Annotated in this window: 21 protein-coding genes and 1 pseudogene; 9 read left to right on the top strand and 13 right to left on the bottom strand. The window is 72.0% G+C overall.

The genetic code is table 11. From position 1 onward, the window contains the following. Positions 1-35 precede the first annotated feature (35 nt). The 5 genes and pseudogenes from ACIREI_RS22380 to ACIREI_RS22360 all read left to right on the top strand — a co-directional run bounded on the left by ACIREI_RS22380 (position 36) and on the right by ACIREI_RS22360 (position 4,184). Entirely contained in the window at positions 36-647 is a 612-nt protein-coding gene (locus ACIREI_RS22380; RefSeq protein WP_403335442.1) for a transferase hexapeptide repeat family protein, read from the top strand. After that, a pseudogene (locus tag ACIREI_RS22375) lies at positions 533-1,068 on the top strand (hypothetical protein); the annotation flags it as partial. The gene ACIREI_RS22380 and the pseudogene ACIREI_RS22375, both read left to right, overlap by 115 nt. Before the next feature lie 491 nt (positions 1,069-1,559). Continuing rightward, positions 1,560-2,321: an AfsA-related hotdog domain-containing protein gene (locus tag ACIREI_RS22370; protein WP_403335439.1), complete on the top strand. Its 762-nt coding sequence runs from the start codon at positions 1,560-1,562 to the stop codon at positions 2,319-2,321. Between the two features lies 1 nt (position 2,322). Beyond that, complete coding sequence (locus tag ACIREI_RS22365; protein ID WP_403335436.1) at positions 2,323-3,582, top strand: chorismate mutase; 1,260 nt, start codon at positions 2,323-2,325, stop codon at positions 3,580-3,582. Then, positions 3,579-4,184, top strand: coding sequence for a TetR family transcriptional regulator (locus ACIREI_RS22360; RefSeq protein WP_403335433.1), 606 nt, complete (start codon positions 3,579-3,581; stop codon positions 4,182-4,184). Before ACIREI_RS22365 ends, ACIREI_RS22360 begins: the two co-directional genes overlap by 4 nt. On the opposite strand, the gene ACIREI_RS22355 is transcribed toward ACIREI_RS22360, so the two are convergent. The 4 genes from ACIREI_RS22355 to ACIREI_RS22340 all read right to left on the bottom strand — a co-directional run bounded on the left by ACIREI_RS22355 (position 4,125) and on the right by ACIREI_RS22340 (position 8,117). Then, complete coding sequence (locus ACIREI_RS22355; RefSeq protein ID WP_403335430.1) at positions 4,125-5,150, bottom strand: LysR family transcriptional regulator; 1,026 nt, start codon at positions 5,148-5,150, stop codon at positions 4,125-4,127. The two genes, ACIREI_RS22360 and ACIREI_RS22355, sit on opposite strands and share 60 nt — an antisense overlap. Continuing rightward, positions 5,147-6,709, bottom strand: a complete 1,563-nt coding sequence (locus ACIREI_RS22350) for an MFS transporter (RefSeq protein ID WP_403335427.1) — start codon at positions 6,707-6,709, stop codon at positions 5,147-5,149. The genes ACIREI_RS22355 and ACIREI_RS22350 overlap by 4 nt, the downstream gene beginning before the upstream one ends. Continuing rightward, positions 6,706-7,395, bottom strand: coding sequence for an O-methyltransferase (locus ACIREI_RS22345; RefSeq protein ID WP_403335424.1), 690 nt, complete (start codon positions 7,393-7,395; stop codon positions 6,706-6,708). Before ACIREI_RS22345 ends, ACIREI_RS22350 begins: the two co-directional genes overlap by 4 nt. Positions 7,396-7,472: 77 nt before the next feature. Next, entirely contained in the window at positions 7,473-8,117 is a 645-nt protein-coding gene (locus ACIREI_RS22340) for a YitT family protein (RefSeq protein ID WP_403335421.1), read from the bottom strand. Positions 8,118-8,379: 262 nt separating this feature from the next. Here ACIREI_RS22340 and ACIREI_RS22335 point away from each other — a divergent pair, with 262 nt between their 5' ends. Continuing rightward, positions 8,380-8,631 (top strand): response regulator transcription factor, encoded by a 252-nt coding sequence (locus ACIREI_RS22335; protein WP_403335418.1) that lies wholly within the window; start codon positions 8,380-8,382, stop codon positions 8,629-8,631. A 62-nt stretch (positions 8,632-8,693) separates the two neighbouring features. Here ACIREI_RS22335 and ACIREI_RS22330 read toward each other — a convergent pair whose 3' ends face one another. The 3 genes from ACIREI_RS22330 to ACIREI_RS22320 all read right to left on the bottom strand — a co-directional run bounded on the left by ACIREI_RS22330 (position 8,694) and on the right by ACIREI_RS22320 (position 11,928). Continuing rightward, entirely contained in the window at positions 8,694-9,251 is a 558-nt protein-coding gene (locus ACIREI_RS22330; RefSeq protein ID WP_403335416.1) for a TetR/AcrR family transcriptional regulator, read from the bottom strand. A gap of 175 nt (positions 9,252-9,426) precedes the next feature. After that, entirely contained in the window at positions 9,427-10,629 is a 1,203-nt protein-coding gene (locus tag ACIREI_RS22325) for an MFS transporter (RefSeq protein ID WP_403335413.1), read from the bottom strand. A gap of 207 nt (positions 10,630-10,836) precedes the next feature. Beyond that, positions 10,837-11,928: a YbhN family protein gene (locus tag ACIREI_RS22320; RefSeq protein WP_403335410.1), complete on the bottom strand. Its 1,092-nt coding sequence runs from the start codon at positions 11,926-11,928 to the stop codon at positions 10,837-10,839. Positions 11,929-12,248: 320 nt separating this feature from the next. Here ACIREI_RS22320 and ACIREI_RS22315 point away from each other — a divergent pair, with 320 nt between their 5' ends. Beyond that, positions 12,249-13,742 carry a glycoside hydrolase family 3 N-terminal domain-containing protein gene (locus ACIREI_RS22315; RefSeq protein WP_403335408.1) on the top strand — a complete coding sequence of 498 codons (1,494 nt, stop codon included), beginning with the start codon at positions 12,249-12,251 and terminating at the stop codon, positions 13,740-13,742. A gap of 25 nt (positions 13,743-13,767) precedes the next feature. On the opposite strand, the gene ACIREI_RS22310 is transcribed toward ACIREI_RS22315, so the two are convergent. After that, positions 13,768-14,988 (bottom strand): glycosyl hydrolase, encoded by a 1,221-nt coding sequence (locus ACIREI_RS22310; RefSeq protein ID WP_403335938.1) that lies wholly within the window; start codon positions 14,986-14,988, stop codon positions 13,768-13,770. A gap of 160 nt (positions 14,989-15,148) precedes the next feature. On the opposite strand from ACIREI_RS22310, the gene ACIREI_RS22305 reads away from it, so the two are divergent. Next, a complete protein-coding gene (locus tag ACIREI_RS22305; RefSeq protein ID WP_403335405.1) occupies positions 15,149-16,183 on the top strand; it encodes a BadF/BadG/BcrA/BcrD ATPase family protein in 1,035 nt (344 codons plus the stop codon). Next, positions 16,180-18,453 (top strand): glycoside hydrolase family 3 N-terminal domain-containing protein, encoded by a 2,274-nt coding sequence (locus ACIREI_RS22300; RefSeq protein ID WP_403335402.1) that lies wholly within the window; start codon positions 16,180-16,182, stop codon positions 18,451-18,453. The genes ACIREI_RS22305 and ACIREI_RS22300 overlap by 4 nt, the downstream gene beginning before the upstream one ends. Here ACIREI_RS22300 and ACIREI_RS22295 read toward each other — a convergent pair. From ACIREI_RS22295 to ACIREI_RS22275, 5 genes are all read right to left on the bottom strand, one after another. Then, positions 18,417-19,325 carry a carbohydrate ABC transporter permease gene (locus ACIREI_RS22295; RefSeq protein ID WP_403335400.1) on the bottom strand — a complete coding sequence of 303 codons (909 nt, stop codon included), beginning with the start codon at positions 19,323-19,325 and terminating at the stop codon, positions 18,417-18,419. The genes ACIREI_RS22300 and ACIREI_RS22295 overlap by 37 nt on opposite strands. Next, positions 19,322-20,362, bottom strand: coding sequence for a carbohydrate ABC transporter permease (locus ACIREI_RS22290; protein WP_403335397.1), 1,041 nt, complete (start codon positions 20,360-20,362; stop codon positions 19,322-19,324). Before ACIREI_RS22290 ends, ACIREI_RS22295 begins: the two co-directional genes overlap by 4 nt. A gap of 2 nt (positions 20,363-20,364) precedes the next feature. Then, the gene (locus tag ACIREI_RS22285; RefSeq protein WP_403335394.1) at positions 20,365-21,735 is read right to left on the bottom strand and encodes an extracellular solute-binding protein; all 1,371 of its coding nucleotides are present in this window, start codon (positions 21,733-21,735) and stop codon (positions 20,365-20,367) included. Positions 21,736-21,873: 138 nt separating this feature from the next. Further along, positions 21,874-22,494, bottom strand: a complete 621-nt coding sequence (locus ACIREI_RS22280; protein ID WP_403335391.1) for a peptidyl-prolyl cis-trans isomerase — start codon at positions 22,492-22,494, stop codon at positions 21,874-21,876. Next, on the bottom strand, positions 22,491-26,732 hold the full coding sequence (locus tag ACIREI_RS22275; protein ID WP_403335388.1) for an NEW3 domain-containing protein: 4,242 nt from the start codon (positions 26,730-26,732) through the stop codon (positions 22,491-22,493). The genes ACIREI_RS22280 and ACIREI_RS22275 overlap by 4 nt, the downstream gene beginning before the upstream one ends. Positions 26,733-26,842: the final 110 nt, after the last annotated feature.

The raw sequence follows: 26,842 nt of genomic DNA, 5'->3' as shown, positions 1-26,842 counted from the left end.
CCGGCCCCCGACATGGACGAACGGTGAGAGAAACCATGGCAAGGACCTACTCCTTCGAAGGCAGCGTGCCCGTTGTGCACCCCACGGCGTTCGTCCACCCCGACGCCGTACTGATCGGCTCGGTCGACGTCGGACCCGGGTGCTACGTCGGCCCCCTCGCCAGCCTCCGCGGCGACTTCGGGCACATAGAACTCCGCGCGGGCTCCAATGTGCAGGACGGCTGCGTGCTGCACTGCTTCCCCGGAGCCGACACGGTCGTCGAGGAGGACGGCCACGTCGGCCACGGCAGTGTGCTGCACGGCTGCCGGGTGGGCCGCGACAGCCTCATCGGCATGAAGTCCGTCCTGATGGACGGCGTGGTCGTGGGGCGGCAGGCGTTCGTCGGCGCCGGCAGCTTCGTCAAGTCCGGCTTCCATGTGCCGGAACGGCACCTCGTGGCGGGCAGCCCGGCGAAGGTCGTGCGTGAGCTGACGGCCGACGAGATCGCCTGGAAGGGCAACGGGACCCTGCAGTACCAGAAGCTGGCCCAACGCTGCCTCACCGGCCTCCACCCGGCGGACCCCGCCACCGAGCGGGCCCACGGCACGGGCCGCGCGCACTCCGGCGAACCCGAGCACGTGACCCTGCAGGAGTTCCGGGCCCGCTGAGGTGGCGGGCCCTCCGACCGGGCGGCGGCTCGGTCATGGGCGGGGTGGAGCAGGTCATGGCGGCCGACCCCGTCGGCCTGAAGCTGCCGGCGGCCTGACGCGCAACGCGCCGCGTCCCGGCCGTCCCGGCCTGGCCGGCATGCAGACGTACGGCTTCGACGAGGCCCGCCCGATCCTGGAGCGGGCCTCCGCGCATGTCGTGGGGGGCGGTGGTCCGGTCGTACCTGAAGGAGACGGCCGGCTGGGAGCGAGATCGTCAGCCATGTCGTCGAACGGGCCTCGGCGAAGGCGCCGGGCCCGACCGGCGGGCGCGTTGCGGGGCGTCCAAGCCATCAAAGGCGTCGAGATCGGCGACGGCCTCGGCCTCGCGCGGGTGCGGGGATCGAGGGCACACGACGCGATCGGCGGCCGTCGCGGAGGCGATGGCGGCGCTGGTCCCGCCGGATGCGGCGGGGAAAGCGCCGTCCGTTGAGCCCCGTGGCGGATCCGACCACTCGAGCCGCCGGGTGAGCGCCGCGGCGCGGCTGCGTGCCGGGTGGGCCCCGGACGAGAGGATCCTCTCCTGGTCCGGCGCGTCGCCCCTTGCCCTGTCGACCAGGGGACCGCGGCCAGACCACCCGGCATGCGATGCGCCTTGTGGGCGAGGGCCGGGGGCCGGGGGCTGTCACCAGGATTCGTGACGGGGCGAGGGAACGGCAGTCGGCCGATGCGGCTAGTACCTCCGCTCTAACCCCTGCGTCCGGGGGCGCCCGGCGCCGGGCGCGAACGTGGGATCCGACCGGGCTAACACCCTGGAACTAGACGCCCGGACCTACGCCCAACAGGCGACTACCGGCGGCTTTTCGGGGACTTCACGCTGAATGCACTCCCGCGGCTCACCGACCGCGGTTTCCCCAGCCAGGAGGCATGTCCATGAGCAGCACCGCCACCTCCCGTCTCGTCGTCGGCGACCGCTTCCGCGACTTCGCCGAGGCCGTCGGAGCCGAGACGCTCTCGGCCCTCGCCCGCTCTCTCGACGCCGGTGACCTGGACACCGTGGAGGGGCCGGTGCACGTGGTCACCGGCCAGGGGATCGGCGAGTTCGAGATCTCCTACCTCAAGGACGCGATCACCCGTCGGCAACTGGACGACCGGATCGTCCTGGTGCACTCCGCCGAGCGGCCGGCCCGCCGCCAGGAACTGCACAAGGCCCGCGAGGACAACGTGCTGGTCGCCGGCCTCACCCAGGTCGACGACAGCACGTACGAGGCAGGGCTGCGCCTGCACGACCACAACGAACTCCTCGTCGACGTGCAGGACCGCGTCCATGTCCAGGGCATGGTGGCGATCGAGGCGGCCCGCCAGATGTTCCTCTCGGTGGTCGAGCACTACTTCACTTCGCGGTGGCCGCAGCAGCGCTACTACATCGTCCTCAACTCCATGAACACCACGTTCTCCAACTTCCTCTTCCCGGTGGGCGCCACGCTGCGTCTGACGGTGGACGAGTCCGACCTGACGGAGCCCAGCAGGCTCATCCTCCGTACGACGGTGGAGGTGGAGCAGGCCGGACGGGTCGCCGCCGGTGTGACCATCGACGCCGCCGCCTTCGCTCCGGGGCTGCTGGAGGAGAAGGAGCTGCGGCGCGCCAAGAGCGCGGTGGCCGCCACGATGGACGCGGCTCTGGCGGCCGTGTGACATGAAGACGCCGGTACAGGACACACGAGCGCGTCCCGCCGCGGCCCGACTCCCGCGCCCGGAGCGGAGGTTCGCCTATCTGGGACCGGAGGGAACCTTCACCGAGCGGGCGCTGCGCTCGATCCCCGAGGCCGCGGGCTCCCTGCTGACGCCGGCCGCGACGGCGCGGGAGGCCCTGGCGCTGGCGTGCCGCGGAGACGTCGACGCCGCCATGCTTCCCGTGCACAACACGGTGGCCGGGACGGTCCCGGACACGCTGCGCGCGCTCGCGGAGTCCCCCGCGCCGACCGTGCTGCGGGAAGTCGTGCTCGGCATCGAGTTCGCCTTGCTGGTGCGCCCCGGCACGCGGCTCGCCCGCATCCGTACCGTGAGCGGGCATCCGCATGCGCGGCGGCAGGTCGGCGGCTGGCTCGACCGCCATGTGCCACAGGCGCGTTGGGCCTCCGCGCCGTCGAACGCCGAGGCCGCGCGCCGGGTGCGGGACGGGGAGTGCGACGCCGCCGTGGCCGGTGAGTTCACCGCCGCCCACTACGGCCTGCAGCCTGCCGCCACGGGAATACAGGACACGGCCGGCGCCACCACCCGGTTCCTGCTGTGCGCCTGCTCCGGCAGGCAGAGCGGGCCCGCCCCCGGGCCCGCCGACCGCACCTCGCTGATCGGGCGGCTCGACGGGCGGCCGGAGGACATCGGCGGACTGCTGGACGGCCTGCGGCGGCACCCCTTTCTGCGGGCCGTGTCCCTGCACCTCGTGCCCGACGGCACGAGCGGCTCGCTCCTCCTCGCCGACTGCCCCGGCCGCCTGGACCAGGAGCCCACGGCCCGCGCCGTCGGCCTGCTGCGACTGCGCGTACCGGGGCTGAGATCCCTGGGGTCGTACCCCTCGGCGGCCGACCCGTACGACCGGCACGCCCCGCTCGACCCGTTCAGCCCGTACGACTTGTGTGACTTGTACGAACGGAGCAAGACGATGGACACCATGGCCACCACCGGGGCCGGCGGCCCCGCGGAACCCGCGCCCGAGGACATCGCGCGGCTGCGCGAGCAGATCGACGACCTGGACCGCTCCCTCATCGGCACCCTAAAGCAACGGTTGCGGACGTCACGGGAGATCCAGGGCCTGCGAACGGGCCGTGGCGGCTCGCAGGTGGACTCCGGGCGGGAGCAGACCATACGCGGCCGGTACGCCGAGGAGCTGGGGGAGGGCGGAGCCGGGCTCGCCGAGGCCCTGCTCGCGTTGTGCCGGGGACAGTCGTCGAGGTGAGCGCGCCGCCGAGGACGGCACCGTCCTCGTCCCCTCCGCGTCGCGGCCGTGAGCTCGTCCTCGCGGCCGCGACGGCTCTGTTCCACGAGCGCGGCTACGACGCGACGAGCATGAGCGACATCGCCGACCGCCTCGGTGTCACCAAGGCCGCGCTGTACCGCCATGTGAAGAGCAAGGCGGAGCTGCTGCACGCGGTGACGGCGCCGGTGCGCACGACCGTACTGGCGCTGCTCCCGGCGGGCGCGACGGCGGACGGCCGGCATGTCGACACCCTTGCCGCACTGCTGCGCGGACTGGCCGGCGCGGCGGCCATGGACCCGCCGCGACACGCCCTCTTCTGGGGAGCGCACGGCATGCGGAGCCAGGACGGCCCGGACGCCGTCTGCCGTGAGGCGGTGTTCCGGCGGCTGGCGGAACTGCTGGAGCACGCAGCCGCCCAGGGCGACGTCCGGGCCGACATCGAACCCCGGCTCGCGGCCCGGCTGCTCCTCGGCGCCGTCGTCGCCGGCGGCCTCCCGGACGGACCGAGGGTGGCGCCGGACTCAGTCGTCGGCCTGCTGCTCGACGGGCCGGTCCGGGCCGCGCTCGCCGGGGTCCCCTGAGGGCCGACGGGTGAGCGCGGCCCGGACGGCGTGCCGCAGCCACACATGCACCGGCTCGGTGTCGTGCCGCGGATGCCACGCCTGGCAGATGCTGATGGGGGCCGTCTCGACCGGGAGGTCGAACACCTCGATGTCCACGGCCCGGCACGCGCTGCCGGCGAGCGAGCGGGGCATCGCGGTCACGAAGTCGCCGGCGGGAATCATCAGCAGCGCCTCGCCGTAGCTCGGCACGGAGGCGACGACGTCCCGGCGCAGACCGCGGGCGTGCAGTGCCACGTCGATCGGACCCGTCATACGGCCCTTGCGGGAGACGCTGATGTGCCGCTCCGAGGCGAACGCCTCCGCGGTGACCTCGGTGTCGAGGAGCGGATGACCGGCTCGCGCCACTCCCACGAACCGGTCCTCGAAGAGCGGCTCGATCCGCAGTTCGGGGCTGGGCTCGTCGATGATGCCGACCTCGATGTCCACGGCGCCCTCCCGCAGCGGCGCGCTGCCGTGGGAGTTCTCCACGGTGAAGGTGAACCGGGCGAGCGGCACCTGAGTGCTCGCCCGGTTCAGCAGCACCGGCGCCAGGACGGCCGCGTAGGCCTCGTCCGCGACGATGGTGAGCGTCCGGTCGACCTGGGTGAGATCCTCCTGCCTGCTCGGCGTGAGCAGGGCCTCCGCCTCCCGCATCAGGGCCCGTACCTTCGGCTGGAGTTCCAGCGCCCTCGGAGTGGGCACCAGACCGCGTCCGGCGCGGACCAGGACGGGATCGCCGAGGGCGCGGCGGATCTTGGCCAGGGCACGGCTCATGGCGGGCGGAGACAGCGCCAGACGCTCGGCGGCCCCGGTGACGCTCCCCTCCTGCAGCAGCGCGTCCAGGGCCGGCAGCAGACGCATGTCCACGTGCGGCACGCAGGGGCCCGACAGCCCGTCGGTCCAGTCCCGGTGGTGACCGGGGTCTTCGACATCGGTTCCGTTCAAGGCCTCTCCCGGGAGGTGTTCCGCTCCGCGTCGTGCGGGCGGAGCCACGTGATGACCAGGAGCGCCGCCAGGAGCACGGCGATGCCGATCACCCGCAACGACTCGGCCATACCGGTGGTGAACGCCTCCCGCACCTGCGCGGCGAGCCGTACGCCCGTGTCGGAGCCGAGGTCCCGCGCACCGCGCAGGGCGGTCCCCAGGGCCTGCCCGCCCGCCGAACCGTCCTTCAGATGCCGGGACTCGGCCGGGAGGGCGTCGGTGAACCGGACGTTGAGCAGCGTGCCGAAGACGGCGAAACCGAGCGCCCCGCCGATCTCACGACTGAAGCTGTTGACGCCCGAGCCGACCCCCGCCTGATGCGCGGGCACGGAGGCCACCAGGGCGTTGGACAGCGGCGGGTTGGACAGTCCCGACCCGATGCCGACCACGACGATGCACCCGGCGTAGAGGAGGTAGGCGGTCCCGGGCCCGCACAGGGAGAACAGCCCCAGACCGGCGACCACCAGCAGCAGTCCGCAGGCGACGACGGGGCGGGAGCCGTGGCGGTCGGCGAGCCGGGCGGCACGCGGCGAGACAAGGAAGATCACCACGGCCAGGGGGGCCGTCCCCAGTCCGGCCAGCACGGCCGGGTAGTCCTTGACGTTCATCAGGTACTGGCCGTTGAGGTAGAACACCGAGTACATCGCGACGAACGAGACGACGATGCCGAGGGTGCCCGCGCGCATCCCGGGACGCAGGAACAGCCGGGGGTCCAACAGCGGCTCCTTCCGGCGGAGTTCGTAGCGGCAGAAGACCAACAGGAACAGCGCGCCGGTGGCGAAGGCCACCAGTACGGCGGGTGAGGTCCAGCCGAGCTCGGCTCCCTCGATGATGCCGAACAGCACACAGAACACCAGGACGACCAGGAGGAGAACCCCGCCCGTGTCGACGGTGTGGTGATGGCGTTCGACCCGGGGCAGGGACCTCGCGGCCGCCACGAGACCGAGCGCCGCCAGGGGGGCGGCGATCGCGAACAGGGCCTGCCAGTCGAAGAACTGCAGAACGGCACCGCCCACGACGTTGCCCGCCACGCCGCCGCCTCCGCTCAACGCGGTCCACTGCGCGACGGCGAGGCCACGCTTGTCGGCCGGATAGCAACTGATCATCAGCGGCAGGCTGTTGGGCAGGATCAGGGCGGCGCCGGCACCGGTCACCGCCCGTGCCGCGAGCAGGAGGGGCACGGTGGGGGCGACGGCGGAACCGAGGGACCCCACGATCATCAGGGCCAGGCCGACGAGCAGGGCTCCCTTGCGGCCGTAGCGGTCTCCCAGGGCGCCGCTGGGGATCAGCAGGCAGCCGAAGACGATGAGATAGCTGTCGACGATCCACAGGACCTGGGTCGGGGTCGGATGGAGCGCGCTGGTGGCCAGCCGGCCGACCGCCAGATTCACCCCGGCGCCCAGGCCGAACACCAGCATGACGCACATCCCGAGCGCGGCGGCGGCGGTGCGCGAGCCGGAACGGGCACCGCCCCGCGCGGCTGTGCGCCGCGCGGGGCCGGCCGACGAGGTGGCGGTCACGACACGACCCGTTCAGGGCGGCCGGTGTACGTGGAGAGTTCGAGGCCCTGCCCGTCGGTGATGCCGAGGGAGACATAGCCGTTGGCGGGATCGCGGATGTAGTCGAGATAGGGGCGGGCACCGGCGGCGAACTTCTCGGTGTCGTCCGCGTGCACCAACGCACCGGAGCGAAGCCGGGGTTCGGCGGCCCGGAGGACGTCGAGATAGAAATCCACCCAGCCGTCCAGATAGAGGAAATCGATCGGCGGGGAGAACGAGGACACCACGTCCACCGCCTCACCGGTGACGACTTCGGCGTATGCGTCGAGTCCGGCCGATTTCAGATTGTCCCGGGCCGCGGCGCACTTTCCGCCGTGCAGGTCCACCGTGCAGAGCTTTCCCGTGCCGTTGTCCCGCAGGGCCGCCGCGATATGGATGGCGGTGAATCCGTACGAGGTGCCGAACTCGAAGACGGTGCGCGGGCGTACGGCGCGGACACAGGTGTACAGCATCCGGCCGATGGCCGCCGGGGCCGCGTAGTAGCCGCCGGCACACGCCGACACGAGTTCCTCGGGGGTCCAGGGATCCTTGCGCTGCCTGATCTTCTCGAGCAGTTTCGGCTGCTCCGTCTCGTCCACCCGCCGTTGCTCGGACGCGATGTGGTCCAGTACGTCCCGTACCTTCGGGGAGAAAAGCGAGGAGGTCATTTCAGTACTTCCTTGGGTGGCTTCGTGGGTGGATTTTTGCTGCTTCTGAATGGCTTTTGGCGGGCTGCTCAGAGTTTTCATCGGGCAGGATTGACGGAGCACTCGGGGAGCCCGAGATTGGGAATCCGAAAAACCCTGGAGTTCGCTGTGATAAGCGGCTGGATCAGCAGATCGACGCCCGCGAGGAAACAGATCGTGCCGATTCCCAGGGGGCCGCCCATAAGGAATCCGAAGGCCATGAGAGAGGCCTCGATGATTCCTTTGGACGCCCAGAAAGGCCAACGCCATTTGCTGGTCATCGTGAGGGCGAGCAGATCGATGGCCCTGATGCCGAAGCCGCTCATGATGATGAGGGCCGAACCGTACGCGCACATCAGGACCGCGCACGCGAGTACTCCGGGAGAGGGAATCGGGAGGCCCCGAGCCGGATCGGACCAGCGGAGAAGGTCGATCAGGCTGCCGCAGAAGAAGAACGTGAACAAGGGGGACAGCAGGGGCCTCGTCCGGGTCCAGGCGGCCACCACGGCCAGGCAGATCGCGGCCACCGTGGCCTGGGAGACACCCACGGTGACGGGCACGTGCTCCAGCAGGCCGAGCGCGAACACGTCGAGGGGGTCGGTTCCCAGATCCGAGTGAATGAAGAGATAGGCGCCACCGGAGAAGACGAGGCAGCCCGCAAGATAGAGCAAGTGATTATTTCGCCGTTTGCGGTCAATGAGCATCGGCTCACCTCCGAGCTTCACTCTATTGATCCTCGATTAATTAATCCAGTGCGTTGTGTGCAACCTACACTTTCCCTGAAAGGAATTGGCGCTGACTGGGAACCTTCACAGATGACGCACAGTGAAATCGTAAGAATTTTAAGGCGCAACTTTCATTTGTGAGGTAACCCACGTTTGATGGCGCGATTGAGTCCGGCCCATATAATTATTGCGCAGCGCGTAATCGTTGCGAGTGGTGACCATTGCATGACAGGGGGAACACATGTCTCGCGTATCCCGTCCGGCACCAGAGGACTTAGCGCCGAGGCCGGCTTCGATGCTCACGCCACGCGAGTGCCAAGTCCTCAACGGCATCAAGGAGGGATACTCCAACCGGATGGTAGGCAGGGCGCTGGGAATTTCCGAGCGTACCGTGAAGGTGCATCTTCACTCGATCTTCATCAAGCTGGGTGCCGCTTCGCGTACCGAGGCAGTCATAGAGGGAATCAGGAGCGGTTGTATCAGCCTGCACTGACCGTTGGTATGTGAGTGGCCCCCGGCGCTCCCGCCGGGGGCCACTCACATACCAACGGTCGGTCAGGAGGTCCGGGGTGACGACTCGCGGGCGAGCGTGAGCACCAGCCGGGTCGTGGAGTCCACGAGCTCCTCGTCGATGGGCGCACCGAACACGAGCACCCGGTAGTACAGCGGGCCGAGCAGGAGATCCACGAGGTGGTCGAGGGTCCCCTCGTCGACGGTGATCTCCGCGTCGCGGGCGAGGAGTTCGCGCAGGCCGGCCATGTCGCGTTCGCGCTGTTCCCGCAGGAACCCCTCACGCAGTGATGTGGCCGTGTCGCTCTCCAACTGGGCGTGGCCGAGCAGTGCCTGCAGCACCTGGCCGGCCGGCTCCGCGAAGAAGTCTGCCACCCGCCGCAGATGGGACGCGAGGTTCTCCTCGACACCCGCGGCCTCGTCCGTCCGCCACTCCAGGGCCTCACGCGCGTCGTCGATGAGGGTGTCCAGGAGGATGTCGACCTTCGACTTCCACCAGCGGTAGATCGTCTGCTTGGCCACACCCGCGCGCTGGGCGATGCCCTCGATGGTCAGTCCGGCGAAACCCCGCTCGACGAGGAGGTCGTCCGCGGCGTGCAGCACCGCCAGCCGGACGCTCTCGCTGCGGCGTGGGCCGGTTCGGCTGATGACCGCGGTCTGTTCGCAGGCCGGTCGTGGCTTCCGCGTGGCGCTGATGGTCCCGTCAACCTTTCGAGTCGTGCGTTTCTGAGATTCTGGCACAGGGGCTCGCCGCGAACGGATGTGCGGCCGACCGGAATCAGGACGACTTCCCGCCGGTTCGCACCAGGCTGAGCAGTACACCGAGGCAGAGCGCGGCGACCACCGCGCTGAACGTCTCGCCGGCGGGGCGCAGGCTGGTCTCGCGGATCAGGACGCCCACACCGATCGCGGGCACCGCGAGCATCGAGTACAGGATCGCGAAGAAGGTGGACACCGAGGCGCCGCGGTGCTGGGGAGCGCTGCGCGTGGTGATGCTGCCGATGCCATGGCCCACGGCGATGCCCGTCGCCAGGCCGTTGACGGCGGCGCCGATGAGCAGGGGTGCCAGGGTGCTGGTGGCCATCGACGTGGCGATCAGGCCGGCGGCGACGATCAGACCCACGCAGGACACGGGCAGGGCGGTGGCGGGCTTGAGGGTGCGGACCAGGAGCTGGCCGAAGGCGGTGCAGGCGAAGGCGATGAAGACCACGAGGCCGGTCAGCGCATGGCTGGACTCGTTCAGCACCGTGCCCAGGAACAGGCCGGTCACCGCAGTCAGCACGCCGAGCACCGCGAAGCCCGAACCCGCCGCCATGGCGGAGCGCAGGAAGTCCGACCGGATCTCGCTCGGTACGTGCAGCGGCTGGAACTGCAGCGAGAAGCCGGACCGGTGCGCGGAGCTCTCCCCGTTCACCATGACTCCGAGCGTGCCGATGGCGGCCAGGGCGAGCATGACGACCCAGGGGGTGCGCAGCGGGGAGGGGGCGACGTCGGCCAGGATGCCGGCCAGCAGCGTGCCGCACGCCAGGCCGCCCATGTTCGCGAACAGTGCGACGGTGGCGGGCTTCACCCGGGCGTCCGGCCCGAGTCGTTCGGCCAGGGAGGCGGTGGCGGCGCCGGTCACCAGGGCCGCCGAGAAGCCGGAGATGACGCGGGCCACGAGCATGGCTGCGACGTTCTGGGCGAGCAGGAAGACGACCGCGGCGCACACGGACAGCAACGTGGCCGCGATCAGTACCGGGCGGCGGCCCACCTGGTCCGAGAGCCGGCCGAAGGCCAGCAGTCCGAGGACGACGCCGAGTGCGTAGACGGCGAAGACCACGGTCACGGTGAAGGGCGTGAAGCCGAACTCCTCGCCGTAGAGCGGGTAGAGGGGGGTCGGCGCCGTGGTGCCCGCCATGGTGATCCATAAGGCGAAGGCGACGCTGAACGCGGCGAGACCGCCGCCCTTCACCTTCTCTGGCGCGCTGGTCCGGTCCATGGCGCGGACGGTCGGGTTCCCCACGGGTGTGGCCTCTCATGAGCGGTTGTGGACACAGGACGCACGATCAAAAGCGAGACTTACCGTTGCGTCTACTCAAGAAGATTAGACTAGTCGTCGCGTCTATTCAATGCGGTGTGCGGGCGGCTCGGCCGGCTCGGTCGGCCGTGAAGCGTGGAGAGGGGAGCGGCGGGCGCCGTCGTCGGGTCAGAGGACCTTCCGCTGGACGAGGATCGACAGCACGAGCGCGCCCGGCAGCAGGGGGACCCAGACCGTCAGGACGCGGTAGCCGATGACCGTGGCGGCGGCGAGGCCCATGGGTGCGCCGAAGGTGACCATCGTGAACACCAGCGCCGCGTCCACGGGGCCGATGCCGCCCGGCGCGGGCACCGCCCCGACCGCCGTGCTGGCGAGGAGGAGGGCGAGGGTCACCTGGGTCCAGGACAGCGGCAGGCCGAGCGCGAAGCCGACCGAGGCGATCACGCTCGCCTGGAGCAGCGGAGTGGCGGCGGCCCCACCCCAGAGGGCGAGCACGCGGGTGGGCATGGCGTGCAACCGGCGTACGTCGGTCAGTGCGGTGCGTACGAAGCCGACGAGGGGGCGGCGCAGGGGCCGTACGGCCGCCGCGACGATGCCCGCCGTGGCGAGGGCGGTCGCCACCCCCGCGGCCACCAGGAGCAACGTCCGCCCGTCCGGGACGAGTTCGCCCAGGTGCAGCAGCTCGGGGAAGGCCAGCAGGAAGCCGAGGAGCACCGCTGTTTTCGCGATCGGTTTGACCAGCGAGTACAGGGCGAGGGAGGCCGTGGCCCGGGCCAGGGGGATGCCGCGGCCCTGCAGGAAGCGCAGGGTGACGGCATGGGCGCCGAGACTCGCCGGCAGTACCTGGTTCGCGGCGCCGGCCGCGAACTGCGACGCGAGCAACAGGCCCGGCGGAAGCCGTTCCGGTACGGCCCCTTGGCGGACGCAGGCGGCGGCCACCCAGCCCATGCAGGTGAAGAAGAGACCGGCCAGCAGCCACCAGGGGTCGGCGGCGGCGAGCCGCGTGACTCCGTCCCGGAAGGCGCGCCAGTCGGCCGCCGCCCACACTCCGACCAGCACGAGCGGGAGCAGGGTCAGCGCATGACGGGCGAGGCTCGCGGGGGAGAAGGAGGAGCGGGCGCAGGTGGGGGGAGGCGCGATCGCGGGGGTGGCGGCGGACGGGGGCCGGGAGGGCTCAGTGGTCGTCGCGGACGGGACAGGGGAAGGTGCGGGAGCGGCGGGGAGCGGTCCGGGGAGACCACCGAGCGGGAGCAGGGACACGGCGCTGGTCGTCCTTCCACGTCACGCCCGCGCGGCACGGAGCGGACGGACACAGGGCGAGGCAGGAGGGGACGACGAAAACGTGCCCGCCCGGCGTGACATCCCGGTGTCCGGGACCCGAAGGATCGTCGGCCGGCGGGCGACACGACCGGCGTGTTCGCCGTGCCGCCGTGCCGCGGTGCTGCGCTGATCGGGCGCCGAAACGGCCTTGCGGGACCCCGGCCTGAACCTGCCCATGGACCCGAGACCCCGCCCGCACCTTGAATCAGCCATCCACCAACAGGTTGACTTTCGGCTGATCGAGCCAGAGCATTGCCGGGGTGAGCCACTTCGAGCACATATCGTCCAGGTCGAGCGCGCTCCCCGCCGATCTGGACGAAGCCGCCCACCGCTGTCTCGTCGCCGGGTTCGACGGGACCACGAGCGTGCCGGGCACGCTCAAGGAGCTCATCGACCGGGGCCTCGGCGGGGTCATCCTCTTCACCCGCAACATCCGCGACGCGCAGCAGGTGCGCCGCCTCACGGACGAGCTGCGGGCCATCCGCCCCGACCTCCTCGTCGCCATCGACAACGAGGGCGGCGGCATCGGCCACCTGGTGAGCGCCGGCGCCCCCGACGTACCCGGCTCCTACGCCCTCGGCGTCGCCGACGACCCGAACCTCACCGCCCGCTGCGCCGACGCGCTGGCCGGGCACCTGGCCACCCTCGGCATCACCGCCTCCTACGCCCCCGTGGCCGACCTCCAGCACCGGCCGGACAACCCGATCGTGCGCACCCGCTCCTTCGGCGCCGACCCCGAGCTCGCCGCCCGCCACCTGCGCGCCTGGATCACCGCCACCGAGGCGCGCGGCATAGCCTCCTGCGCCAAGCACTTCCCCGGCCACGGCGGCACCGTCACCGACAGCCACCACGGCATCGCGGTCGACCCGAGGCCGTACGACGAACTGCGCGCCGACCTCGAACCGTTCCGCGCGGCCGTCGCCGCGGGCGTGCCGATGCTGATGAGCGCCCATGTCGTCTTCCCGGCGCTGGACCCGGGCCGCCCCGCCACGCTCAGCCGCCGCATCCTGGGCGATCTGCTCCGCCACGACCTCGGCTTCGACGGCGTCCTCGTCAGCGATGCCCTGGAGATGAAGGCGATCGCCGACGCGTACGGCGAGGCGGCCGGCGCGCGCATCGCGCTCGCGGCGGGGGCGGACCAGGTCATAGTCGCCGTGGGGGACCTCGGTGTCACCCTGGCCTGCCGGGAAGCCGTGCTCGACGCGCTGCGCACCGGCGTGCTGGCCCGGGAGCGCGTCGAGGAGGCTGCGGGGCGGGTGCGGCGCCTCGCCGCGCGCTATGCGACCCCGCCCCTGGAGGTCGCCGGCTGGGACGCGGAGGCCGGCCTCACGGCCGCGCGCCGGGCCGTACGCGGCCGGGGCGTACCGCCCGCCGTGCGCGGGGCCCATGTCGTCGACCTCTTCCCGCCGCCGCACCCCGCCCTCAACTGGGGCGGCGAGGACCTGCTGACCGAGATGCGCTCCGCCGACCCCACGGCGACGGGCACCTCCGTCACCGGTGAACCGGCGGATCCGGCCGAGCTCGTCGACGGGATGCTGCGCTGCTGCAAAGACGCGCCCCTCGTCGTCGCCACCTGCGACGCCGCTCTGCATCCCTGGCAACTGTGCTTGCGGGACGCCCTGTTGGCCCGGCGGCCGGACGCGGTACGGGTGGACACGGGGCTGCCGGAGGGCGGCGCGCTGTGCTCGTACGGGCGCGGGCGGGCCAACCTGCGGGCGGTCGCCGAGGTGCTGGCGGGCGTCGCCGACGACTGAGGCGCGCCCGCCGGACGTACGCCGCTCAGGAGGGCCGTACGACCTCCTTGATCCCCCGGGCGGACAAGTACTCCGCGTCCTGCGCCCGCGCGGCCAGGAGCACCGCCGGGCGGACGCCTTCCGCCCGCATCCGCATCCACGCCTCGAAGAACGCGCCGCCCGGACCGGACACCGACCGCGTGCCCGGCGTGCAGTCCAGGACCAGGGCGGTGGCACGGGGCTGTGCGGGGTGGGGGTCCTCGCGCAGTTCGGTGAGGGTCTCGGTGAGCGCCTCGGCGATCGGCTTGGGGCGGCCGCAGGAGTCGAACAGGCCCAGGGTGTACTCCAGCTCCGGGAAGTCGGCCAGTGAGCGGTCCACGTCGTGCGAGCACCACCAGGTCACACCCCACAGCCCCGCGCACTCGGCCGCGTTCCGAACGGTCGCCCGCGCGAACTCGGCGGCGTCGGCGGCCGGGATATGCGGCTCGGGCGCGCCCGTCTCCTGAACCCAGACGGGGCGCGCGGGGTCGGTGGCGTACGCCTTGGCCAGTTCGGTGCCGTACTCGGCGAGATGCCGGACCTGCGGGGAGCGGGGGCCGTAGCGGCGGGCGCAGTCGCCGGAGAACACCCAGGGGTGGACGGTGGTCAGGTCGCCCTTGCGGGCCGAGGCCTCCGGGGTGAAGGGGTGGTCGTCGCCGTACCAGGCGGCGTCGTACGCGGAGTGCGTGACCAGGCCGCCCCCGTCGCCGAGCCCGTCCCGGGCGGCGGCCAGCAGGGTGTCGAGGTAGTGGTCGACCTCGTCGACCGTCACCGGGTTGTGCTCGACCAGGTTGTTGAGCTCGTTGCCGAGCTGGAGGCCGATGAGGTTCGGCCGGCCGGCGAGTGCGCGGCCGAGAGTGCGCAGGAGGGTGGCCTGGGCCTCGATGGCCTCCGGGTCCGTGAACACGTTGCGGTGGTGCCAGCTGCGGGTCCACTCCGGGTAGAAGTCGAAGCTCGACAGGTGGCCCTGGACGCCGTCCACCATGACGTCCAGACCGGCCTCGCCGGCCAGGTCGACCAGGTGTGCCAGCTGGTCCACGGCGGCGCTGCGGACGAGGGTGCGGTTGGGCTGGAGCAGCGGCCAGAGGTGGAAGACGCGGACGTGGTCGAGGCCGAGACCGGCGATCCGGTCCAGGTCCTCACGCGCGCGTGCCGGGTCGAAGTCGTGCCAGGAGTGGAACCAGCCGTGGCGGGGCGTGTAGTTGACGCCGAAGCGGAGCGGGTGGATGGGATCCTCCTCGGGTCGGGGCCTGCCCTCGGGCGGGGCCTGGCGCCTGTCCGGCTGTTGTCGGCTGTTGTCCGGCTCTGGTCGTGCTCTTCGTCCGGCTCTCGGTCGGGCTAGGTCGGGCTCTTGTCCATCGCGAATGTATCAACCACCATGGTCGCCGATGAATAGTGATTTGAACCAAGCTTCGGTCGGGCAGGCCCCGGCGTACGTCGTCGGCCTGGACGCCGGCGGCACCCGTACCCGCGCCGTCCTGGCACCCCTGCCAGCCGGCGCCCCCGAGGGCGAGGGCGTCGGCGGGCCGGGCAACGCCCTGACCGTCCCCGGTGCGCAGCTCACCGAGCATCTCGCCGAGGCCCTCGCGCACGCCGTGCCGGAAGAGCTGCGCGGCCGTGTCGTGGCCGTGGCGGGCGGGTTCGCGGGCGCGTCCCGGACCGCCCCGGACGAGCCGGGCCGGGTCAAGGCGCACGCCGCGCTCACCGTCGCGCTGAGCCGGCTGGGCATCGGCGCCGCCTCGGTCGAGGTGCACAGCGACATCGAGGCCGCGTTCGCCTCCGCGCCCGGCCACCCCGCCGACGGACTCGCCCTGGTGGCCGGCACCGGCGCGGTCGCGGCGCGTATCACCGCACGCGCGTGCACGACGACCGCCGGGGGCGACGGCTGGCTGCTCGGGGACGACGGCGGCGGCTTCTGGATCGGGCGCGAGGCGGTCCGGGTGGCGCTGCGCATGGCGGACGGCAGGGGCGGGCCGACGGCGCTGGCAGCCTCGGTCGGGCGGGCGCTGGGGGTGCCGCAGGACGTGCTGCCGGGCGGGACTCCTGGGCCGTACGACGCCGGGGCCTGGACTCGGGCGCGGCGGGAGGCGTACCGCATGCACCTGCTCCCCGCCGTGATGGACCGGCCGCCCGTCCAGTTGGCCCGGCTCGCCCCGCTCGTCACCGAGGCCGCCGCCCGGTACGAGGACGCCGTCGCCACCGGCATCCTCGAAACGGCCGCCGAGCACCTCACCGCCACCGTCCGCGCCCTCGAACCCAGGCCGGGCGAGCGGATCGTCGCGACCGGCGCCCTGCTCGGCCCGGACGGACCGCTGACCGCACCCCTCACCGCACGGCTGCACCCCCTCGGCCTCACCCTCGACTGGGTGGCCGACGGCTCCCGGGGTGCCGTCGCCCTCGCCCGACTGGGGTACGCCGGATGAGCGGGCTCGCCGCGCGGCGGCACCCCGCAGGACTCCCGCCGACCCCGCTGTACCGCGACCCCACCGCCCCCGTGGACGCCCGGGTCGGCGACCTTCTCGCCCGCATGACGCTGCGCGAGAAAGTGGGCCAGCTCAACCAGCGGATGTACGGCTGGAACGCCTACCGCCGCACCCCCGACGGCGGCTTCGAACTCACCGAGGCCCTGTACACCGAGACCGACCGCTTCGAGGGACTCGGCGCCCTGTACGGCCTCCAGCGCGCCGACGCCTGGTCCGGCGTCGACCACCCCGACGGGCCCGGCGCCGAGGACGGTGCGGCCCTCGCCGAGCTGGTGCAGCGGCATGTCGTCGAGCGCAGCCGGCTCGGCATACCGGCGCTGTTCGTCGAGGAGGTGCCGCACGGCCACATGGCGCTGGACGGCACGGTCCTGCCGGTCAATCTGGCCGTCGGCGCCACCTGGGACCCCGGGCTGTACGAACGCGCCGCCGCCCACGCCGCCGCCGAACTGCGGGCCCGCGGCGGCCATGTCGCCCTCGTCTCGGCCCTCGACATCGCCCGCGACCCGCGCTGGGGCCGCACCGAGGAGTGCTTCGGCGAGGACCCGTACCTGGCGGCCTGCTTCACGGAGGCCGTCGTACGCGGCATGCAGGGCGGGCCCGCCGAGTACTTCGCCGCCGACAAGGCCGCCGTCGTCCTCAAGCACTTCGCCGGACAGGGCGCCACCGTCGGCGGCCGCAACTCCGCCGAGTCCGAGCTCGGGTTCCGCGAACTGAACGAGATCCATCTGCCCGCCGCCCGCGCCGGTGTCCGGACCGGCGCCGCCGCCGTCATGGCCGCCTACAACGAGGTCGACGGGACGCCCTGCTCCGGAAACAAGGCCCTGCTCACCGAGCTGCTCAGGGGCCGCTGGGGTTTCGAGGGCCTCGTCATGGCCGACGGCCTCGCCGTGGACCGGCTGGCCCGTATCACCGGCGACAAGGTGTCCGCGGGCGCGCTCGCGCTGAACGCCGGTGTCGATCTGAGCCTGTGGGACGAGGGCTTCACCCACCTTCGGGAGGCGGTCGAGCGGGGGCTGGTGGCCGAGGAGGCTCTCGACACCGCCGTGGCCCGGGTCCTGCGGCTGAAGTTCCGGCTGGGGCTGTTCGACCGGCAGGGCGCGCCGCCGCCCTTCCCGGCCGGGGGCAGGGAGGTGAGCACGCGCGTCGCCCGGGGGGCGGTCACCCTCCTCCACAACGACGGCGGCGTGCTGCCCATACCGGCGGCCGTCTCCCGTATCGCCGTCCTCGGACCCCACTCCGCCACCGTCGCCCACCAGTCGGGCGACTACACCGCCCCACAGCGCCCCGGCACGGGGACGAGTGTGCTCGACGGACTCCGGCGCCTCGCCCCGCCCGGGGTCGGCATCCGGCACGCCCGGGGCTGCGCGCTCACGGGCGACGACCTCACCGGCATCCCCGAGGCGGTCGCCGCGGCCGCCGCCTGCGACCTGGCGGTGCTCGTGCTGGGCGGATCCAGCGCCCGTACGCCCGACACGGAGTTCGACGCCAACGGGGCCGCGCGGACCGCCGTTTCGCACATGACCTGCGGCGAGGGCGCCGACCTGGCCGGACTGCGGCTCGGCAGGGCCCAGCACGCCCTGCTGGACGCCGTCACCGCGACCGGCACGCCGACGGCGGTCGTCCTGATCCAGGGCCGCCCGCACGCCGTACCCGAGGCCGCGGACCGCGCGGGCGCGCTGCTCACCGCCTGGTACCCGGGCCCCTGGGGCGGCGAGGCCATCGCCGAGGTCCTCCTCGGGCACACCGAGCCGACCGGCCGCCTCCCCGTCTCCGTCCCCCGCTCGGCGGACCGGCTCCCGGTGTACTACAACCACAAGGAGACGGAGTACGGCGGCTATGTCGACGGCAGCGCCGAGCCGCTGTACGGATTCGGGCACGGGCTGTCGTACACGAGCTTCACCTACGGACCGCCGCGGCTGGACGGGGACACCGTCCGCGTCGACGTCACCAACACCGGGCAGCGGTACGGCCGTACGGTCGCGCAGCTGTACATCCGGCGGCTGCGGACCCCCGTCTGGCCCCGCGCCCTCGAACTGAGGGGGTTCCGGGCCGTCGAGCTCGCGCCGGGCGAGACCCGCACGGTTGTCTTCCCCCGGCCCGCCACCGACGCCGGGACCACGGTGGAGGCCCGCGTCGCCGAGTCGGCGCGGGCCGCACTGACCGCCGTACCGACTCAGAGCTTCACGGCACCGGACGAGACGCCCTTGTAGAACCACCGCTGCGTGATCACGAACAGCACCAGCACCGGGATCACCGAGATCACCGACCCCGCCATCACCAGCCGCTGGTCGTACCCGAACGACGACGTCTGCAGCCGGGCCAGACCCAGCGTCAGCGTGAAGTGCTCCTCGGAGCGCAGCACGATCAGCGGCCAGAGGAAGTCGTCCCAGGCGCTGATGAAGGTGTTGATGGTGACGACCAGGATCGCGCCGTACGCGGACGGGAGATAGAGATACCGGAATCGCTTCCACTCACCCGCCCCGTCCAGCATCGCCGCGTCCTCGATCTCGCGCGGGACGGCGAGGAACGCGGCCCGCATGATCAGGACGTTGATCGCGGCGACGAAGCCGGGCAGCCAGACGCCGACGAGGTGGTCGACCAGGCCCATGTCCCGGATGCTCAGGAACAGCGACACCATGATCGACTCGAAGGGGAACATCATGGACGCCATCAGCAGCACCCAGACCAGCCCCCGGCCCTTCCAGCCGGGCTTGGAGAGCATGTAGCCGGCCATGGTGGAGAAGACGAGCTGGCTGGCGATCGAGATGACCGCGACGAACAGGCTGTTCCTGATGTACGTCCACACCGGGACCTGGTCGAAGACCTGCTCGTAGGCGCGCAGCGTCGGGTGGTGCGGGATCAGGGAGGCGCCCGCGCCGAAGACGTCCTCGCCGGCGCCCTTGAGCGACGACAGCACCTGCCAGACCAGAGGGCCGACCGTGATGAACAGGACGAACACCAACAGCAGGTAGCGCAGGGCGAGTTCGCGGGGGCGGCCGTAGTCGCGCCAGCGGGGCATCAGGCGGCGGCGCCTGGACTCGAGCGGCGCGGTCGCCGTGCCCTCGGGAGCGGCGGTCGTCATGCCTCGTCCTCCTTCGTCAGCCGCTGGGCGAGCAGCGTGAGGCCCAGGGTGAGTGCGAACAGGGCGACGCTGACCGCCGCGCCGTAGCCGGCGTTGCCGGTGAGCGGGTCGAGGCCGACGTCCCGGATGTAGAAGGGGAGCGTGCGGTCGGCGCCGCCGGGGCCGCCGGTGGCGCCGCCGAGCATGTAGATCTCGGTGAAGACGCGGAGCGAGCCGATGCCCGTCAGGGTGCCGACCAGCATCATCGACGTGCGTACGCCGGGCACCGTGACGTGCCAGAAGCGGCGGACCGCGCCGGCGCCGTCCACGGCGGCCGCCTCGTGCAGTTCTCTCGGCACGTTCCCGAGCGCGGCCAGGTAGAAGATCATGTACCAGCCGAGGCCCTTCCACAGTGTCAGGCCCATCGCCGACAGCAGGATCAGCCAGGAGTCGGACAGGAACGGGATGGCCTCGCGGATGAGATGCGCCTTCTGCAGCCAGGTGTTGACCAGGCCCTGGTCGCTCAGCAGCCACTGCCAGCTCAGGCCCACGACCACACTGGAGGCGAGGACGGGGGTGTAGAAGGCGGAGCGGAAGAAGCCGATGCCCGGGAGGTTCTTCTCGACCAGGATGGCGAGCAGCAGCGGCAGCAGCACCATCAGCGGGACCACGATCAGCGCGTACAGCAGGCTGTTGCGGGTGGCCAGCCAGAAGTCGGAGTCGGACAGCATCCGCTTGTAGTTGTCCAGGCCGACCAGCTCGTACGCGCCGCCCAGCGGCTTGGCGTCGGTGAAGGACACCAGGATCGTGTTGAGGAACGGGAACACCCCGAACGCGGTCGTGCCGACGATCGCCGGGAGCATCCACAGCCAGGGCAGCCACCAGCGGCGGTAGAGCGCCGCGCCCCCGGCGTCCGCCGTCGGGCCGGGCGTGACGGCACGCAGGACGCGGCGCAGCGACCCCGGCGGGGACGGCGGGGGAAGAGCGCCGGGGCGCGGGGCGCCCGCCCCCGGGGGAGCGGGAACGGGCGCCTTGTCCGGTGCGGTGCGCTGAGTCATCGTCAGCCGGCCTGCTCGATCAGCGCGTTGGCCTTGGACTGGGCCTCGTCGAGGGCGTCCTGCGCGCTCTTCTTGCCCTGCATGGCCAGCTGGATCTGGGCCGAGATGGCGTTCAGCTCGCCCGGTGTGAGGGCGATCTCGTCGGCCGTGGCGGTCTGCCGGTCACTCGCGACGATCTTGCGGGCCTCGGCGAACGGGTCGGTGCCCTCGACCTGCTGGAAGAACGGGTCCTTCAGCGACTCGGTCGTGGAGGGGAAGATGACGACGTTCGGGTCCTTCGCCCACTCCAGTTGATTCTTCGCGTTGGTCAGGAACCGCGCGAAGGCCAGCGCGGTCACCGCGTTCTTGCTGGTGGACGCCACGCCGATGTACTGCGGGGCGCCGACGGTGTGGCCGAGGTCGTCCAGCGGGTAGCGGGCGACGCCGGTCTTCTTGTAGACGCTCGGGTTGTTCTGCTGGATGAAGCGCAGGAAGTTGGGGTTGGTCGGGCCGTAGGCCAGTTTGCCCTGGCCGTAGACGTTGGCCGGGTCCTGGGTGGAGGAGAGGGAGTCCTTCGGCATCGCCCCCGCCTTGTAGAGCTTGGTCATGCCCTCGACCCACCGCACCGTCTTCGGGTCGTCGGCGAAGGTGAACTTCTTGCCGTCCGCCGAGAGGACCTCGATGCCCATCTGCTGCCAGTCGGCGGGGATGCGCAGCTGCGGGTTGGCGAGGAAGGCGAAGTACTTGCCGTCGGAGGCCTTGGCTATCTTCTCGGCGTCGGAGAACAGACCGAGTATGGACGTCGGAGGTTTGGCCGGGTCCAGGCCCGCTTTCTGCAGCAGGTCGTCGTTGAAGGTCTGCACGATGCCGCCGGAGTACCAAGGGAGCACGCTGTGCACCTCGGTGCCGTCGGCCGCGGCGTAGGTGCTCGACTTCCACATCGACTCGGTGAACGGCTTGCCGGCGTCCGGCGCCTTCTCGTCGAGGTTGAGCAGGTAGCCGTTCTTGGTCAGCGCCACCGCCGTGTTGACGTTGATGTTCACCACGTCCGGCAGGGTGCAGCCCTGGGCGTCGGCGACCAGGCGCTGGGTGAAGGTGGCGTCCCCGGGGTCGTCGATCCACTTGACCTTCGTGCCCGGGTGCTCCTTCTCGAAGGCGTCGATGACGCCGTTGAAGTAGTCGCCGAAGTCTTTCTTCAGATTGGTCGTCTGGAAGGTGATGTCGCCCTTGACGTCCCCGGAGAGCGCGCCGGACCCGACGTTCGCCTTGTCCACCTTGCAGCCGCCGGCCGTGGCCTCGCCGTCGTCGGAGCCGCCGGAGAGGCCGCAGCCGGCGGCCGCGAGTGCCAGGGCGAGGAAACATGCCAGGGATCCGGGAAGTCTGCTTGCGCGCATGGGTGCCCTCCTGCGGCCGACCTAGACGGCGGGGTTTCGCTGGTTCAAATCACCAACTTGGACGCTGATTGATGAAAAGGTGGACCAGAATTCATCGGAGGTCAATGGGTTGCCGGGTTGCTTTTACGTTCCGGTCGGTCAGTGGCGGTGCTCGTGGTCCGGGTGGGAGGGGTCGCCCGGGTGCTCGTGGCCCGGTGCGTACTCCACGCCGGTGCGCGCCTGGTCCAGCCAGTCGAAGAAGGCCCGCCGGCCGGCCGCCCGGCGCAGTTCGCGTTCGATGCCGTCGCGGGCGTGCTCGTACGGCACGACGTCCGCCGCCTCCTGGAAGGGGTCGGCGCCGAGCCTGAGCGCCTCGGGGGTGAGGAAGCGGTCGCGGTTGCGGTCGTAGTAGTCGCGTACGGCCGTTTCCGGGACGTCCTGTTCCGCCTCCAGTTCGGCGAGCAGCAGACGGGCGGCGGGGGAGTGGGTCAACGCCGCCGCGACGATGCTGCCGAGGTCGGCGACGTCCGACTCGGCCACGGTGAGCAGGAGGGAGGGGGACACCTCGTCCGGTGGGTCCAGCCCTCGGTCGGCGCAGGCGCGCCGGGCGAGTTCGTCGGTCACCACCACCTGGGTCGCCCAGCGCCGCCGCTGCCGTTCGGCACGCGCGAGAGCCTCGGGACGGGTCTCGCGATCACGGGGTGGCACGGTTTCCAGGAAGGCGTCCACGCGGACCTTCGGGACCGCTTCGCCCTGTACGACAGCGGCGTGTTCCGTCACGGTGTCACCTCCAGCTCGACCGCCTCCGTATAGGCGACACAGCCGTGCCAGCCGACCTTGACCATGAGCCAGTACGACCCCGGCGGCACCGCCCCGCCGTCCACCTCGATCGCGCACTCCAGCCGCTCCCCGCCGGCCACGGTGAAGCCCTGGCAGCCCGGTGTCACAGCCGCCCAGGTCCCCCACGAGGAGACCGCCCACAGCGTGCCGCTGACCGGCCCCCGGGTCGGGTTGCGCAGGGTCACCGGGACCCGGGTCCGGTCACCCCGGCGTACGCTCACCCGCTCAACTCCCAGCTCGGTCAGGATCGTTGGGCCCCTGTGCCCGTCCGGCACGTCCAGCGCCACGACGTCCTCGTACGTCTGCCCGCCGTACGACAGCCGGGCGGCGAGCCAGTGCCGGCCCGGCTCCGCGGTGGGCGGTGGTGTGACCGTGACCTCGGCGATCGTGAACCCGCCGGGGCCCAGGGCATACGGGAGTTCGGCCGGCTCGATGGACCAGCCGGGCGGGGCGTGCAGGCTCGCCGTGCCGGACACCGGCGCGTCGGTCAGCTCCGAGCTCACCCGGACCGTCGCCGTGACCGGACCGTCGGCGACGGTGAGGGTGGTCGGGGAGACGTACACCGCGACCGGCATGTTGCCGCGTGGGGCGGGGCCGGAGTTGTGCAGCCAGTAACGGGTGGGGACGGGCTGGGCCGGTTCGTGGGCGGCGATGCCGGGACCGGAGGAGCTCTCCGCGTCGGCGGTGGCGAGGAGGGTGGCAACTTCGAAACCGGTCAGGCCGACCGGGAGCGCCCCCTGATCGTCGGGCGTCAGCGGCTCACCTCGCCGCTCCAGGACATCCGCCCGCGCACCCTCCGTCCACCCTTGCGGCCCGCGCACCCGCGCCCGCACCGGCCGCCCGTTCACCTCGTGCACCCGTACGACGACCCCGCGCCCCGGATCGGCCGCCGCCACGCTGCCCCGCGCGAGCGGCGACCCGGCCGCCTTGAGCGCGTCGAGCAGCACCTCCCCGGCCGGTTCGAGCCCCAGCAGTACGGCCTTCCTGGGGAGCGCCGCATCCTCGGCGGCCGTCCGCCGTACCCGCCCCGTCAGCGGATGGTTGAACGCATGTCCGGCCTGGGGCAGCCGCAGCTCCCGCCAGTCGCCCGGACCCGCGACGACGGCGTACTCGAACGTGTGGGACCAGCGCTGGAGCTGGAAGGCGGATCCGTCGGGGGCGGTGCGACGAGGCGGGTCGACCCAGATGCCCGAGGGCCAGCCGGTGCAGGAGCGCATCAGCGACATGTAGAGGTCGCCCGACGACGTCACCACACAGCCCGGCGTCCCCCGGTTCAGGACCGCGAAGCTGCGGCCGTCCCACGCGTCCCCCGGTGGCAGGGCCTCCCCGCCGCCCGCCGCCGTGGCCCGCAGGACCGCGTCGTCCAGGTCGGCGACGAGCGCGTCCACGGCCTTGGCGTCGTCCTCGGGGCGGGCGCCCGCCACCACGAGCAGCGGCAGCCGCTCCAGGTCGCGCAGGTCGGCGCCGGGCACCCACTCCTCCCGCAGTGAGGCGCGCGGTGCGACCCAGACGGCGGCCACGCCCTGCTCGGCGAGCTGCCGGCGCAGTTCGCGCCCGGCCGCCGGGTCCCAGCCGAGGGCCTCGGCGACCACGGAGTTGCGCTCGGGCGCGCCGACCGCGATCCGGATGTCGGGCAGGTTGGAGTCCACTTCCAGGTCGCCGTAGCGCGGGCCCCCGGCGATCGTCGAGGTCGCCGTCACGCCCACGCGCACCAGGGCCGCCGCGAGCGCGGAGCCCAGTTCACCGGCGTCGTCCCAGGAGGAGTACACCAACTCGGCGACCCCGATGGACCGTTCGCCGAGGGGGCGGCCGGAGTCGTCGGCCACCGCGACCCGCGCGGTGGACCCCAGCCCGAACCACGTGTTGGCCGGGTTGTCCAGCGTCCACGGGAACCGCTCGCTGTCCACCTCCACGAACCCGAACCCGCGCCCGATCACCGCGTCGGCCACCTCGTGCACCGGCAGCCCGCCCCGCACGTCGGACGGCCAGCGGACCCGGATGAGGCGGTCGGCGCCGTCGTAGCCGTCCAGCGTGGTCGTCAGGTCGAGGCGGTCGACGCCCTTCCAGAGGGTCAGTCGCTGGGTGTAGCGGAACAGGCCCAGGTCGGCGCGGACGGTGATCCGCGATCCGGCGGGGGAGTGATCGACATCGATGTCGGCCGTGACGTCCCGGCTGCGGGCGGCCGTGGTGCCGGTCGGGGTGAGGTGCCAGGGACCCTCGCCGAAGCGCGGATGCCGGGCGTACTCCTCCTGTACGACCAGCTCGTTGCCGATGTCGCCGGGGCGCAGCAGCTCCCGGCCGGCCTCCGCGAGTGCCCGCAGGCTGCTCACGGCGCCTCCGCGCGCGGGATCGACCGTCACCTCGTAGAACTCGTTGCGGATGCTGGTGCCCTCGCCGCGCGTCCACTCGGGGACGGTCCCCTCGGCGAGGGGGAGCGCCTTGAGGCCCATGCCGGGCACCTGCGGTACGACGACGCGGAGTTCGCCGTCCTCCCGTACGGCGGGCAGGGGCAGGCCGGTGTCGTCCAGCGGGACGAGTCCGGGGTCGTCGACCTCCAGTACGTCCCGGCGCTCCCAGGTCGCCGCGTTGAAGACGACCAAGTCCGGTGTCCCGCCGGGTAGTTGGGCGACCTTGCCCGCAAGGGCGTCGGTCGCGTCGGCGTGCACGGTCTCGGCGAGGTCGTACAGCTCCCGCCATCCGGTGAGCAGGTCGATGTAGACCTGGTCGGACTCCGAGCCGGTGATGGCGTCGTGGTGGGCGCCGTAGATCAGCTGCCGCCACGCCTTGTCGAGCGCCGCGTCCGGATACGGGTGCCCGGTCACCAGCGAGGCGAGCGTCGCCCAGGCCTCCGCGTCGGCGAGCAGCGTCTCGCCGTACCGCTGGGCCTGCTTGGTGTCGATGTAGGAGACGTCCTTGCCGGTGTAGATGGGGTTCATGTCGCGCGTCTGCGGGGACGCTTTGCGGCCCTCCGACTCCAGCTCCGCGCGTACGGCGGCGAAGAAGTCCCTCGGGATGCCGCTGATGAAGCGCGGCCAGACGTAGCGGGCGTTCCAGTCCCGGTGGATGTCCATCACCCAGCGGCACGGCGGCGCGTAGTCACCGCCGACCGGGAGGAGGACGTTGCGGGTGAGCGCGACCTGCTTGAGCCCCTTGAAGAGCTTGAGCGCGGCCGCCTCCGCCTCCGGCAGGGTGGGCGCGTTGTCGATCGCCCAGCCGGCGCCGTAGTGGTTGACCATGTAGGCCGTCAGCAGGCCGCGCCCGGACGGGGCGATCCAGCTGAACTCCGCCGGGAACTGCATCCGCTGCGGATCCCGCGGCTCCTCGCCGAAGACGGAGAGGGTCGGCCCCCACTGGTGGAAGGGGCCGCGCGCCCACGAGCTGGAGCTGACCCCCGCGTCCGCCATCAGCCCCGGGAACTGCGGGTCGTGCCCGAATGCGTCCAGCTGCCAGGCCGTCTCCGGCGACGCCCCGATGATCCCGCGCTGGAAGCCGTCGCCGTACAGGGCGTTGCGTACGGTCGCCTCGGCGCCGGTGAGGTTGGTGTTCGGCTCGTTGTAGGTGCCGCCCATGATCTCGACGCGGCCGGTGCGGATCAGCTGGCGCAGGAAGGCGCGCTCCTCCGGGAAGGCGTCCCAGTACGGCTTGAGGTAGTCGACCTCCGCGAGCACGAAGGTGTACGCCGGGTCGCGCCGCGCCAGATCGCAGTGGGCGCGGACGAGGCTCATGCCGGACTGGCCGCGTGAGTCGAAGGTGCGGGCGGGCAGGCCGGTGGTGGCAGGGTCGTCGGCGACGTCCCAGGTCTCGGTGTAGGCGCCCTGGGTGTTCCACCAGACGGGGTCGTAGTGGAAGTGGCTGACCATGAACATGGTCCAGCCGGGTTCGGCGGCCGTGAACGCGGCGGAGTGCCCCACGCGGCGGGCCGGGTCCTCGGCGTCCTCGGCCGTGACCCTGATGTGCGTACGGTCGCCCGGGGCCAGGTCGGTCGTCACCGGTATCTCGGCCCGTACGGTGCCGTCGTCCGCCGCGGTCGCCTCGGCAGTGCCGTGGACCCCCGGCCCCTCGGCGGTGAGGCGGACCCTCCGGCCGGGGATGTGCCCGATCTCGACGGCCAGTATCTGCTGCGGGTGGTCCTCGGTGCCGACGAAGAGCTCGGTCGACTCGACAGAGATGACGCGCATGGGGCTCCTACGAGTGCTCGTGGGGAGCCCCATCCTGGCACCGAGAGGTTGGTTCAAACAACCATGTGGATGTCTCTTCGGTGGTTCATCCATGCAGTCCCGGACGGTCC

The sequence above is a fragment of the Streptomyces sp. NPDC093591 genome (assembly GCF_044764885.1).
Classification (GTDB): Bacteria; Actinomycetota; Actinomycetes; order Streptomycetales; family Streptomycetaceae; genus Streptomyces.
Note: the sequence above shows the minus strand (reverse complement) of the source record. Positions and strands in the feature narration are given on the sequence as shown.